This window comes from Bacillus marinisedimentorum, assembly GCF_001644195.2.
GTDB lineage: Bacteria > Bacillota > Bacilli > Bacillales > Bacillaceae_O > Bacillus_BL > Bacillus_BL marinisedimentorum.
In genome coordinates this window covers 1-12,228 of the sequence record NZ_LWBL02000061.1, presented here as the reverse complement: position 1 = coordinate 12,228, position 12,228 = coordinate 1, and the positions used below count along the sequence as shown (strand labels likewise).

Below are 12,228 nucleotides of genomic sequence, written 5' to 3'. Positions count from 1 at the left end.
AATCCTGAATTATGACAGGTTGGGCGAAATGCCAAAAGCCCACACTCATTGTGCAGGCATTCTAAACTGATCCGCCAGCCATTTTCCCTTCATTTTACCCTCTTTTTTCAACAAAATATACCTAATCCGCCTTTTTATTGTCAAGAGGCGGCATTTTCCTCCAGCCTTATAATCAGCCACCCATAAAAAGGAACTGGTTTTTGTCGAAAATATTTGTAGAAAATTGTCGAAATAACGCTATAATGAAAGAAACATCCATACGGATTTTTCCAAAACAATACTTTTCAAAAAATACTAATTTGAACTGTTTATCCTTTTTTTCACAAGCATTCAGCCGGTTTTTCAAAGGTTTTTAAAAAAATTTATACAATATTTATGTAAACTAACACATTCTGTATAACAAATTAATTGATTTCTTTGGGAAACACTGGTATGATAATATCAGATTAGAGATGTCGAAACATGACGAATCCAAAAAAGTTTTATGGTGGAGGAGAAACAAAATGAAATCTACAGGTATTGTACGTAAAGTTGATGAACTTGGCCGTGTGGTAATTCCAATCGAACTGCGCCGTACACTTGGAATCGCAGAAAAAGACGCATTAGAAATCTACGTGGACGATGACCGCATCATCCTGAAGAAGTACAAGCCAAACATGACTTGTGCTGTAACTGGTGAAGTTTCCGATGAGAACATTTCACTTGCAGGCGGAAAGATCATCCTCAGCAAAGAAGGCGCTGAACAGATCATGAACGAATTGAAAGACAGCATGCAAAAAGCATAAAAGCACGACGAAATCCTGCCGGAACCCGGCAGGATTTTTTCTTTTATATTCGCGTTGGTAGGGGAATGTACGATTTAAAGTGGTGAATCGTTTCCATTAGAAGCCTGATGCCTTTCCGTTTCAGCATAATGTGATTTCCAATACATCCCGCCCCGGTCTCAGTCCTCATTTTCAACATGATAAATCTGATATACTTCCCGTTTCGGCATACTCCGGTCTTCGGCTGCTTTTTTGACAGCTTCCTTCGGTTTAAGGCCTTCTTCAGAAAGATAATGTTCGACGTGTTCTATGACTGAAAGAGCATCCCACCAGGCCGGCTCTTCCCCATTGCTTTTTTCACCGCCTTCGACAAGGACACAAAATTCGCCGCGCACTTCGTTTTGATTCACCCACTCCAGTGCTTCCTGCACCGTTCCCCTTATGAATTCCTCAAACTTTTTGGTCAGTTCACGGGAAAGCACAATCCTGCGGCTGCCGAGGACTTTTTCAATATCCAGCAATGTGTTCTTGAGCCGGTGCGGGGCTTCGTAAAAAATAATCGTGTCTTCCATTTTGCTCAGGCGTTTCAGCTGCTCGCGCCGTTCTTTTTTATTCCGGTTCAAAAAGCCGAAAAAATAAAACGGCTGCGGCTTCAATCCTGAAGCGATCAGCGCTGTGAGAGCAGCGTTCGCGCCGGGCAGCGGAATGACCGGCATCTGTTCCTGAAGCGCAGCCTGGACGAGTTCAAAGCCAGGGTCGGAAATACTGGGCATTCCGGCATCACTGACGAGGGCTACAGTTTTCCCTTCCTGGATATCTTGAATGAGGCGGATTCCGCTCTTTTCTTTGTTATGTTCATGATAACTTACGACAGGCGCCGTGATTTCAAATGCATTGCATAACTTCCTCGTATGCCTTGTGTCTTCCGCTGCAATCAAGTCTGCATCCTGCAGCACTTTCACTGCCCGGTACGTCATGTCTTCAAGGTTTCCGATCGGGGTGGGAACGAGGTAAAGCTTGCCTCCTTCACTGTCCCGATAGCTTTGCTGCTGCCACACCATCAATCTTCTCCTTTATCAAACAGTTTTTCCTTCTCTTTTCTCGAAAGCCTTTTTATCCGGTACTCTTCCTTCATCGCTTCTTCCTTCGTTGCAAACCCTTTTGTAAACATAAGCTTCAGCGGAGATCGTCCCCGGGTATATTTTGCTCCTTTTCCGCTCTGATGCTTCGCAATCCGTTTATCAAGGTCGTTGGTATAGCCGGTGTAATACGTTTTATCGCTGCATTCCAGAATATAGACAACGTGCGATTTACCGTTTTCCATACAGAATCTCCTGCACTTCATCCGTGTATTCATTGTTTTCCTTATAAACCGTTATCGGGGGAAGCACCTTCACATCCGGTTTTCCGCCTTTTGTCCCTTCCGCGAGCAGCATATTCGCCTCTTTCCCCGCTTTCGGATGGACAAATTGGACCCGTTTCGGTTCAATTTTGTACTTGCGCATCATATCCATCAATTCTGCCAGCCGGCCCGGCCGGTGGACGAATGCCGCCTTCCCGCCTGTCCGCAGCAGCTGGCTGCTCACTTTCACAACATCCTCAAGGGAGAGCGTTATTTCATGCCTGGCAATAGCAAGGTGCATGTTTTCATTATGTTCGTTTTTACCCGGTGTCGGAAAATAAGGCGGATTACAGGTCACGATGTCATATTTGCCGTGTCCGAGCTTCACCGGCATATCTTTAATATCACCATGGATCATGTGCAGCCGGTCAGAAAGGCCATTCAATTCAACGCTCCTGACAGCCATGCTGTAAATCCGCTCCTGCAGTTCCACACCAGTGATTTGCCCCTTCGTCCGTTTGCTTAAAAATAACGGAATGACGCCGTTTCCTGTACAAAGGTCAATCAAGTTCCCTTTCTGGATCGGAACGTAAGCAAAGTGTGACAGCAATACAGCATCAAGTGAAAAAGCAAAAACGGATGGGCTTTGAATAATCCGCATCCTCTCATCTGCCAGCAAATAATCAAGCCGTTCATCATCATATAGCGTAACCATCGATTATTCGTCCTTTCAGCGGTGCATGTTTCTTTCTGTCATTATACACAAAACAAGTCCCGTCTTCGAATCGTGCAGCCGATATATGTTTTATTAGAATATTAATTACCTATTAATTGCCTGGCAATTGCCTGGCAATGGCTCCATAAAAAAAGCCCTTTCGTTTCCGAAAGGGCTTTGGCTGTTATTGTTTATTTAGAAAGGAAAGGCAAAACAGGCAGTCTCCTTCTTTGCGGACACTTCCGTAATGGAGGTTGCAAATGTGGAAACCTTCCTGGTAAAGGCGGGCCAGGTTGTCATATCCCTCTCCGATGCCAGGCTGCTTTGGTCCCTTACGGCCTGATTTTTTCTTTGGAGCTTTCTTTTCCTGCGGCGGATCAAGCCTTTTGCGGAGGTTTTCATTTTCCATTCGCAGATGCTGGTTCTCTTCGATGGTTTCGGCAAGCTGCTGTTTCAAGGCGCCCAGCTGCTTATAGAGATGGCCGATCTGTTCCTCCATATTGCTTACTTGATCGAAAATTTCTTTCCTGTCCACGATAACCCCACCTTGTTATTCCGTCGATTGGGTGGATACTGCCCCTTCTTTGATCAACTCATCAAGCGTATATTCAATCGTGCGTTCCTGCTCTGCAATCTCAATCCGGACAAGCCGTTCCAAAATATTCAGTCCGGTTACCCGTCCTGCACCCTGTGGCGTGTCAATTTTTTGCCCGACATCAGGCAATTCCTTCTTTGCTGTTTCGTACGTATCGTTTTCGTATTTCAAGCAGCACATCAAGCGGCCGCAAAGCCCTGAGATTTTCGTCGGATTCAACGATAAATTCTGGTCTTTGGCCATTTTGATAGATACAGGCTCGAAATCACCAAGGAACGTGGAACAACACAGCATTCTGCCGCATGGGCCAATACCGCCGAGCATCTTCGCTTCATCCCTCACCCCGATTTGCCGAAGCTCAATCCGGGTCCGGAAAATGGATGCGAGGTCTTTGACCAGTTCACGGAAATCGACCCGGCCGTCAGCCGTAAAGTAAAAAATCACTTTGTTCCGGTCAAATGTATACTCGACATCAACGAGTTTCATTTCCAGTTCATGCTCATCGATCTTTTTGACGCAAACGTCAAACGCCTCTTGAGCAGCATCTTTGTTATCTTTAACCGCCAGCTGATCTTTCTGGTCAGCGATACGGATGACTTTCTTCAGTGGAAGAACAATATCATTTTCATCGACTTTTTTCTTATCTATTACCACTTTTCCGTATTCGATTCCTCTGACTGTTTCCACGATTACAAAGTCACCAGCTGAAACAGGAAAATCTGCAGGGTCAAAATAATAGATTTTTCCCGCTTTCTTAAAGCGGACTCCCACAACTTCGTACAAAGCATTATCCCTCCTGCAGCCTGAGCACGAGCTGTTCCATTAAAAGCTGTGGATTCATGTTCGCACCCAGACGTCGTTTCGCCTCGAGTACAGCAGTCATCTGGTCGGTTATCCGCTTTTGTGATGAGCGCAGAGCCTGTTGCTTTAACAGATCGAGCTGATCATAATAGATGATTCGTTCTTCATCGTCGATCTGCATATACATTAAATCTTTATACCATAAAAGCAGCAAGTCAAGGCCTCGGTCCTGCTGCTCTTTATCTTTGAAATGCTGCAGCCAATTATTCTGGATGAACAGCAATGCTTGATGGGGCCTTTGTAAAAAGACCTCATTTAATTGTATCATTATCGCACGTGCTTGTACAAACCATTCATCACGGGCAAGATTTTCCGCTTCTGCCAGGTCGCTTACCAGCGCAGCGGACAGTCTGGCGACCGGGCGGGATATCTCCGTTTGTTCAAGTGCCTTCTCAAGTCCCTCCGGCGGCAGTGGACGGAACGAAAGGACCTGGCACCTGGAAATGATTGTATCAAGCATGCGATGTACATTCTCTGTCAAAAGAAGTGCCACTGTCATTTTACTCGGTTCTTCCAAAAATTTCAATAAACTGTTGGCCGCCTGCACCGTCATTTTGTCGGCATGCTTCAAAATGTAAACCTTTTTATTCGATTCCATGCCAGTATAGGCAAATTCCTTCTGGAGCTGGCGGATTTGGTCAATTTTTATGGATTGGCCGTCGGGTTCTATGAAATGGACATCCGGGTGGTTTCCGGAGTCGATCCTTCGGCAATCTGTACAGGTGCCGCATGGTTCCTGCTGTTCATTTTTCTGTTTGCAAAAAAGGCTTTTGGCCAGCTGTGAAGCGACAGCCTGTTTCCCGGTGCCGCGACCGCCTTCAAGAAGATAGGCATGGGCGATCCGATCCTTTTTTAAACTGTTGGCCACCATTTTGACTACGGTCGGCTGCTGTTCGCTTAATTCTTCCCATGTCGGCATGTCTGATCACTCTCTTACGTATATAAATTCACTAAAAGACCCTTGATTTCGCCGATGCGGTCAAGGAGATCGATTGATTTCTGTTCTTTCATCAGCACTTCATCCGTCAGTGCTGAAAGCTGCTCATCCACCTGTTCGACAATGGTGAGCGTCCTGTGTCCCTGGCCATTCCAGCTATTGGACTTTTTTAAATCAAGGCCGGAGTTGACTGCCTCTTTCAGAAATTGCTTCACCATGTTTTTATAACGGGCCAGGTCCTGGAAATTACGCGAGCGCACAAGCCGTGCACCTTGCTTTTCAATATCGGCCATCAACATATTAAGCTGTTCAAGCTGCAGCTTTTCGCCATGGTTTTGGACATACTTTCCGAAAGAAGCGGAAGACGGCTGCTGCCTGTTTGCTTCAGGCCGGCTGTTTTCCAGTCTCGGCCTGAGTTCATGGTTGATTTTCAAGATTCACTTCCCCTTTATTGAAGGCTGTCAATTTAACCCTAAACGCAGTCTTATACTTGCAGCCTTTTTTCTGTTACCGTTTAAAATTGGTGGAACTGCTCAACAGGAACAACAAACACAGTAGCTCCCCCGACTTCGACTTCAACCGGATACGGAACATAAGAATCAGCATTGCCGCCCATCGGTGAAACCGGTGCGACAAGCTGGTTGCGGTGCGAGCAGTTTTCCTTGATGAGGCCAAGCACATCGTCCACTTCCTCATCTTTGACACCGATAATGAACGTTGTATTTCCGGCCCGCAAAAATCCTCCCGTGCTCGCAAGTTTGGTGGCACGGTAATTTTTATCCACCAGGGCATCTGATAACCGGTTGCTGTCTTTATCCTGTACGACTGCCATAACCACTTTCATGCCATTTCATCCTTTCTTAGGAATTGGAATGGGAATTCAGGAGACGGGCAAAGTCTTCCCTTATCTCCGTAAAAATTTCTTCCACTGGCCGGACTCCGTCTATAAGGGCAATCCGGTTTTCATTTTCGCGGCAGATGGCGTGGAATCCTTCACGGACTCTTTCATGATAGTCAAGCTGCTTCTGTTCGATGCGGTCCATCCCTTCCTGGCCAGCCGATCGTTCAATGAGCCGTTTTTTGCCCTCTTCAGCAGGCACGTCAATCATATATGTGCGATCCGGCGCTACGCCGCCTGTTGCAAACGCATTGATCTGTTTGATCTGATCCAGATCAATGCCAAGCCCATATCCTTGATAGGCGATTGACGCATCAACAAACCTGTCGCACAGCACCACCTTGCCTTCATCCACGGCAGGTACAATTTTTTCTCTTACATGCTGGGCACGGGATGCCGCATATAACAGTGCCTCTGTTTCATTTCTCATTTCTGTATGTTCCGGATCCAGGATCAAAGAACGGACCCTGTCACTGATAGCCGTCCCGCCGGGTTCTCTTGTAAATAAAAATGGAATGCCCTGTTCTTCCAGATAACTTGCCAGTTTCTTTATCTGGGTCGACTTGCCGGCCCCATCAGGACCTTCAAACGTAATAAATAACCCTCTCACAACGATTCTCCTTTTGCTGTCTTATCTATTTTATGCTGTAAACCAATATTCCGTCATCGAGCGGATGGTGTTTTGCCTGGAATTTTGTGCCGTGTGCCGCAAGATTCCTTACTTCATTATAATGCACCATGGTGATTTGTTCACCGGTCTGCAAAAGCGGGATGCCCGGCGGATAAGGAATGACCGGTTCTGCCGCAATGCAGCCGAGCGCCTGTGAAAACCTGATCCGTTCCATTTCGAATTGTTTTAACTCATGATAGGAGTACGGCAATTCTTCTAACCGGTCCGCCTGGCGGCGCTGCTTGAAGGCATGTGTGTTCAGCCCCTGCAGGCCCGGTGTTTTGGAAAGCGCTCCGATAATGCGCTCCGCCATTTCCAGTGCCGGAAAATCGCAGGAAAGCGGCAGGACGAGCAGCACATTCAATGGATCAGCAAGCTCCGCAAATATGCGGTGTTCAGCAAGAATATCATGAAGCATGTAGCCGGAAATATTTCCGGCCGGCTGCACCGTGACCTTCAGAGGGTCAAGCCTGTATCCTTCCGCATGATCGATTATATTCAGCAAAGAGGACTGGCCGAGTTTCTCCCTGAACTCCATGCTGCGTGAGGCAATGACTGCCGCATTCGGTTTCATTTTTTCAATATAATATCTTGCAAGATCAAGTGATGCCATCAGCGGATAAGACGGACTGCTTGATTGCAGCATCGCTAGGTAATGTGCAAGTTTATCCCTGTCAATCCGATGCCCCTGTACATGTAAAAAAGAAGCCATTGTCATGGCAGGGAGCGTCTTATGAGCCGATTGGACAACCGCATCTGCTCCGTACTGGAGAGCGGAATCCGGGAAAGGACATCCGATGGCGAAATGAGCACCGTGAGCCTCGTCGACAAGCACCGGAATATTGCTGTCATGAGCGGAAGCGATCACTTCTTCGAGATCCCATGCCAACCCGTAATAACTCGGATGGGTCAAAATCAATGCCCTGGCATCAGGATAGCGCCTGATCGCTTCCCTGACCGCTTCTGCGCCCACCTTGCCTGCCGTCATCGTTTGCTGTTCGGTATCTGGAACCAGAAAAACAGGCCTGGCACCGGAAAGCTGCAACCCGTTCATGATCGATTTATGGCTGTTCCGCTGGACTAGCACGACATCATCCTCACCGCAAACCGAAAAAATCATCGCCAAATTCCCGGCAGTGGTCCCATTTACAAGAAAAAACGTTTCATCTGCACCATAGAAAGCTGCGGCAAATTCCTGCGCCTTCTTGATCGGCCCTTCCGGATCATGCAAATCATCAAGGCCGGAAAGCTCGGTCGCATCCAGTTTCAATACATTTGCAAAGTAATCCGTCCCGGCTTTTGGGAAGACGTTACCATATTTATGGCCAGGAACATGAAAGGAAACCGGATGCTGCCTGTCATGCTGCTGAAGTGCAGAAAAAAGCGGTAAAGACTCATTCATAAAAAATCTCACTTTCAATCTTTTCCCTTTATTATAACAAGAAGCAGCCGCCTTGTATGCAGGGAGGCAATTAGAAAACAGGCAGTCTTTTATAAAGGAATGCTCAAATAGAAATGGCCTCATCACAATGAAAATGGAATATTATGTGAATACCAACGTGGATATGGGGTATTCTTGTTCTTCAACGGGGCAGGGTTGTGGAATAAGGAAGGAATTTGATCTTCATACCTTGCACTATTAAACGGGAAGTTGATTTACGCAGCAGGAACTCGCTTTCCTCGGGGGGCGGTGCGCTTCCTCGTCGCTATGCTCCTGCGGGATCTCCGGCAAAGAAAGCAAGCGCGGAAAGGAACGGGTGATCTCCAGAATAGACTACTACCATTTCTAAGAAATTTACAATTTAAATCAGAAAAACGGCGTGTCAAAACTGATGTCAGTTCACACGCCATTTTTCCGATTTATTTTTTTTTTACTGATTTTAGTATCTCTTATCTTGTCAGTTGCATTTGTACTGAGTATTTAAAACCGAACCTGTTATACTATTTTATATCGTTAGGCTTGCACATGAATAAGGTGCCGAAGCCAGGACCATTCTTGTAAACTATGAATATTGTTCAGGCTGAAGGACCTTTTTCAACTGTTTCAAATAAAAATGATACCTCTCATCACTCGTGTCTGTCTTTACCATTTCTTTTTCGCATTCCCTGCAGATGAACCGTGTATATAAATGAATACCGTTCGCTTTCGGCTCTTCACAGACAACACATGTTTCCCCCGCCTTATTTGCCATATAAGAACCCATCTCCTCCACCTCCATATTACAAGCATTGCCCGTTATGACATCATCTATACATATTTTAATAGAAAAGTTGATTCCTTTCCGGCTGATACTTATTTATATGAAGAGATTAAATGATTTTGTTTGTCTCTGCTGGAAAAACAAATAAAATCTTCCGAACGGAATCCGGACAAAACAAAAGAGCCTGCCAGGGCCCATCCATTATTACCTAAAGGTCTTTTATTGACTCCTGTTCCGTTCAATAAGGAAAATCCCCCTGAAAATTCCGCCTCTCTCATTGGAAAAACCACAAATTATTATTGCAAGTTGGACATGCTTCGCTTTATAATAAATATCAGAAATTTTTTAATTTTTAAACAAATGGGGGATTGGATGAAAAAATTACTGGCTGGTTTCGTTTTACTGGTAAGTGTATTGATTATTCTGGCTGCCTGCGGTTCGTCGGCTAGCGAGGAAACAGATGGCGAAACAAAAACCGCGGGTGCAAAGACGGATGCGAAAGAATCGGTTACAGTCGGCATTACGCAAATTGTTGAACATCCGTCACTTGATGCAGCCAGAGAAGGATTTATTGAAGCATTAAAAGACAATGGTTATGAAGAAGGCGTCAACCTCAAACTTGACACCCAGCTTGCCCAAGGGGACATGAGCAACAACCAGTCAATTGCCCAAAAATTCGCAGGTGATGAAGTTGATTTGATTTTCGCCATCTCCACACCGAGCGCCCAGGCAGCTCTCAGCTCCACAACCACGATTCCAATCCTATTTACCGCAATCACTGATCCTGTCGGTGCTGAACTTGTCAAAAGCTTTGACAGCCCGGGTGGAAATGCAACAGGAACATCAGACACGCATCCTGACGCTATCAAAAACACAATGGAGTCAATCGCAGCATTTTTCCCCGATGCGAAGAAGGTGGGCATCATTTACAATTCTGGTGAACAAAACTCCCGAGTAAATGTCGAAAATGCCAAAAAGGCTATGGAAGGGCTTGACCTCCAATCTGTGGAGGCGACTGTCGCGACGACGTCAGAAGTTAAACAGGCGGCCCAGTCTCTTATCGGCCGTGTCGATGTCATTTACATCCCGAAAGACAATACAGTGGTTGCTGGCCTTGAATCCGTCATCGGAATCGCCAATGAAAAAGATATCCCTCTGTTTGTCGGTGAATCAGACTCTGTAAAGCGCGGCGGATTTGCCGGATTCGGCTTTGAATATCATGACCTTGGCTACCGTACCGGAGAAATGGCAGTCGACGTTCTCAACGGCAAAGCCCCGGCTGAAATCCCTGTCGAGTATCCGGAAACTCTTGATTTGATGATCAACAAGAAGGCAGCTGCAGATCAGGGCATTGAAGTGACTGATGAGATGAAGAAGGATGCTGTGCTTGTTGAAGAGTAGAATCTTAAGACAAGATTACTTCGCTTAATGCAAACATAAAATCAAGGAACTTCCTGCCTTTAAGGGAGTTCCTTTTTGATTCACTTACTCCACTGCCATATGAGTTCAGGGTATCGAGGTGGAAGTCAGGGGACTGGAAAAAACAAAAGAACACTTGAATCCATAGTAGACTCAAGCGTACATATGCCAAAAATCAAGAAGGCCGTCTATATTTTATAAAAAATAAATTGATAACCGCTTATTTGCGGAACATGGCGAACAGCTTCTCCCAACTTCCTTTAGGTTTTCGCATTGCTTCTTCTAAACGTTTATTGAAATCATTTTGGGCGCGCCATTCCTTCTTCTGTTCTTCCCGTATACTTTGTAACTCTTGTTGTAAGAATTCGCTTTTTTGCTTTTCTTGCTCCAGCAATGTTTCATAATGGGTCTTTTGCTGCTGTGTTAATTTTTCAATTTTGGCCTGCGTCTTTTGTGCGGAGTTTCCAATACCTGAACTGATCGCATGATGATCTTGCTGAAGGCGTGAAACCGTTGTTTTCAGCTGGGACATATCCTTTTTCAATTGGACATTCATTTCACGTGCGGCTGCAAGTTCATTAGTTAAAACCATTAAAAACTCTTTTAATTGACTTGAATCCTGAAGTGAATTGTCATATGTATCGGGTATCGATATCTCTGTTTCATCGGAGCCTTCCAGTCTCTCTTTTTGCTGAGCCACAAGGTCTTTGGCAGCAACGTCGAGGGGCTGGTCCGTATCGCGTATCGCTATGAGCGCTTCTATATCAGACTGGACAAATATACGCCGATCCCCTTCTTTAAAAAACTCATACCCATTTCGTTCTAGAATTTGGCCATACTTTCGAACAGTTGGGGTCGCAATCCCCACTTCTTCCGCAACTTCCTTGGAAGAAAAAGAGCGTTCATTCGGTTGTATATCGTGTCGCATATCGGGCCTCCTTTTCTATTAATATGCAGGTTTTTCAAAGATTTTGCAAGTGTTATATCGCCTGGCGATATGGTGTGCCGCAAGGAGCAGATACATTGGCTTCATGCCGTATCGCAAGACGCTACAGGAACTTGTGGTTAGAACATCGATCCTTTAGAAAATAACCATCAACGAGACAACAGTATATGGTCCTTCGTTTGCCCTGCCGTATAGTTTGATTACATATCAGCTTACATACTCATTATTTATCATTATCCGGTTTTGGATGATTTTCATATCGTCATGCGATACAACATGCAAAGATGTCACTTAGATAATTCAAGTTATTCAAGACTTATCACTGCTTCTCCTGCTGATAATAGGATGATGATTCTTGCCCTGCTCCCTTCTATAGCTGCATATCGGGTTCCATATCGCTTTCCTCCATGGTTATATGGGTTTTTAGGTGAAGGTGCGTATATCGACCTGCGATACAGTACATCGGCACGATTCTAACATATCGTTAAACCGGTTTTACAAACCACACGTTGTTTTAAATATTTCGATGAACAATGATACGCTGCGGCCGTTGGCCTGGAATCTCCTTTATGACACCACCTTCAGAATACCTTATTTCCTCTGCTTCTCTTGCAGGGTATTTAAATTCTCGTATATCGGGTTCCGTATTGTCCTTTATTACTGGAGGGTAGGCTGATTTTTTAAACACTGCCTATATCGCCTGGCATTACGAAAAGTCACCGGGTATTGGAATGATTGATTAGGTTTAAATTACTTTAATATTGAAAATCAAAATGCGGAAGCCTCACTATTTTCTGTGGACCCAAACCGGGCAACTTGCCGTTTTATGAAAACGAACAGCCGGGGGTTGGCTGTTTGGGACAATTTTTGGTTTTGGGGG

14 protein-coding genes are annotated in these 12,228 nt (G+C 45.4%); 2 read left to right on the top strand and 12 right to left on the bottom strand.

From position 1 onward, the window contains the following. Positions 1 to 503: 503 nt before the first annotated feature. The gene (locus A4U59_RS17550) at positions 504 to 785 is read left to right on the top strand and encodes a transition state genes transcriptional regulator AbrB (RefSeq protein WP_070121520.1); all 282 of its coding nucleotides are present in this window, start codon (positions 504 to 506) and stop codon (positions 783 to 785) included. 158 nt (positions 786 to 943) lie between these two features. Here A4U59_RS17550 and rsmI read toward each other — a convergent pair whose 3' ends face one another. The 11 genes from rsmI to A4U59_RS17495 form a co-directional block, all read right to left on the bottom strand. Next, positions 944 to 1,822 (bottom strand): 16S rRNA (cytidine(1402)-2'-O)-methyltransferase, encoded by an 879-nt coding sequence (gene rsmI / locus A4U59_RS17545; protein ID WP_070121567.1) that lies wholly within the window; start codon positions 1,820 to 1,822, stop codon positions 944 to 946. A gap of 2 nt (positions 1,823 to 1,824) precedes the next feature. Beyond that, positions 1,825 to 2,088 carry a GIY-YIG nuclease family protein gene (locus tag A4U59_RS17540; RefSeq protein ID WP_070121519.1) on the bottom strand — a complete coding sequence of 88 codons (264 nt, stop codon included), beginning with the start codon at positions 2,086 to 2,088 and terminating at the stop codon, positions 1,825 to 1,827. Continuing rightward, complete coding sequence (locus A4U59_RS17535; RefSeq protein ID WP_070121517.1) at positions 2,075 to 2,821, bottom strand: tRNA1(Val) (adenine(37)-N6)-methyltransferase; 747 nt, start codon at positions 2,819 to 2,821, stop codon at positions 2,075 to 2,077. The genes A4U59_RS17540 and A4U59_RS17535 overlap by 14 nt, the downstream gene beginning before the upstream one ends. Positions 2,822 to 3,005: 184 nt before the next feature. Further along, positions 3,006 to 3,356: a DNA replication initiation control protein YabA gene (yabA, locus tag A4U59_RS17530; protein ID WP_070121515.1), complete on the bottom strand. Its 351-nt coding sequence runs from the start codon at positions 3,354 to 3,356 to the stop codon at positions 3,006 to 3,008. Between the two features lie 15 nt (positions 3,357 to 3,371). After that, positions 3,372 to 4,199: a PSP1 domain-containing protein gene (locus A4U59_RS17525; RefSeq protein WP_070121514.1), complete on the bottom strand. Its 828-nt coding sequence runs from the start codon at positions 4,197 to 4,199 to the stop codon at positions 3,372 to 3,374. Positions 4,200 to 4,203: 4 nt separating this feature from the next. After that, positions 4,204 to 5,196, bottom strand: coding sequence for a DNA polymerase III subunit delta' (holB, locus tag A4U59_RS17520; RefSeq protein WP_070121513.1), 993 nt, complete (start codon positions 5,194 to 5,196; stop codon positions 4,204 to 4,206). Between the two features lie 14 nt (positions 5,197 to 5,210). Beyond that, positions 5,211 to 5,648, bottom strand: a complete 438-nt coding sequence (locus A4U59_RS17515) for a YaaR family protein (RefSeq protein WP_070121512.1) — start codon at positions 5,646 to 5,648, stop codon at positions 5,211 to 5,213. An 80-nt stretch (positions 5,649 to 5,728) separates the two neighbouring features. Then, complete coding sequence (locus A4U59_RS17510; protein WP_070121511.1) at positions 5,729 to 6,058, bottom strand: cyclic-di-AMP receptor; 330 nt, start codon at positions 6,056 to 6,058, stop codon at positions 5,729 to 5,731. Between the two features lie 16 nt (positions 6,059 to 6,074). Next, positions 6,075 to 6,722 carry a dTMP kinase gene (gene tmk / locus A4U59_RS17505; RefSeq protein WP_070121510.1) on the bottom strand — a complete coding sequence of 216 codons (648 nt, stop codon included), beginning with the start codon at positions 6,720 to 6,722 and terminating at the stop codon, positions 6,075 to 6,077. A 25-nt stretch (positions 6,723 to 6,747) separates the two neighbouring features. Further along, complete coding sequence (locus tag A4U59_RS17500) at positions 6,748 to 8,196, bottom strand: aminotransferase class I/II-fold pyridoxal phosphate-dependent enzyme (RefSeq protein WP_245680584.1); 1,449 nt, start codon at positions 8,194 to 8,196, stop codon at positions 6,748 to 6,750. A gap of 589 nt (positions 8,197 to 8,785) precedes the next feature. Next, entirely contained in the window at positions 8,786 to 8,986 is a 201-nt protein-coding gene (locus A4U59_RS17495; protein ID WP_070121508.1) for a sigma factor G inhibitor Gin, read from the bottom strand. Between the two features lie 369 nt (positions 8,987 to 9,355). Here A4U59_RS17495 and A4U59_RS17490 point away from each other — a divergent pair, with 369 nt between their 5' ends. Further along, positions 9,356 to 10,384: an ABC transporter substrate-binding protein gene (locus tag A4U59_RS17490; protein WP_070121566.1), complete on the top strand. Its 1,029-nt coding sequence runs from the start codon at positions 9,356 to 9,358 to the stop codon at positions 10,382 to 10,384. 238 nt (positions 10,385 to 10,622) lie between these two features. Here the strand turns inward: A4U59_RS17490 and A4U59_RS17485 are convergent, their stop codons facing one another. Beyond that, entirely contained in the window at positions 10,623 to 11,330 is a 708-nt protein-coding gene (locus tag A4U59_RS17485) for a hypothetical protein (RefSeq protein WP_070121507.1), read from the bottom strand. Between the last annotated feature and the right edge of the window lie 898 nt (positions 11,331 to 12,228).

Coding starts and splice junctions, on each gene's coding strand:
- A4U59_RS17550 (WP_070121520.1), top strand. CDS start 504: ATGAAATCTACAGGTATTGTACGTAAAGTTGATGAACTTGGCCGTGTG.
- A4U59_RS17540 (WP_070121519.1), bottom strand. CDS start 2,088: ATGGAAAACGGTAAATCGCACGTTGTCTATATTCTGGAATGCAGCGAT.
- A4U59_RS17535 (WP_070121517.1), bottom strand. CDS start 2,821: ATGGTTACGCTATATGATGATGAACGGCTTGATTATTTGCTGGCAGAT.
- holB (WP_070121513.1), bottom strand. CDS start 5,196: ATGCCGACATGGGAAGAATTAAGCGAACAGCAGCCGACCGTAGTCAAA.
- A4U59_RS17510 (WP_070121511.1), bottom strand. CDS start 6,058: ATGAAAGTGGTTATGGCAGTCGTACAGGATAAAGACAGCAACCGGTTA.
- A4U59_RS17495 (WP_070121508.1), bottom strand. CDS start 8,986: ATGGGTTCTTATATGGCAAATAAGGCGGGGGAAACATGTGTTGTCTGT.
- A4U59_RS17490 (WP_070121566.1), top strand. CDS start 9,356: ATGAAAAAATTACTGGCTGGTTTCGTTTTACTGGTAAGTGTATTGATT.
- A4U59_RS17485 (WP_070121507.1), bottom strand. CDS start 11,330: ATGCGACACGATATACAACCGAATGAACGCTCTTTTTCTTCCAAGGAA.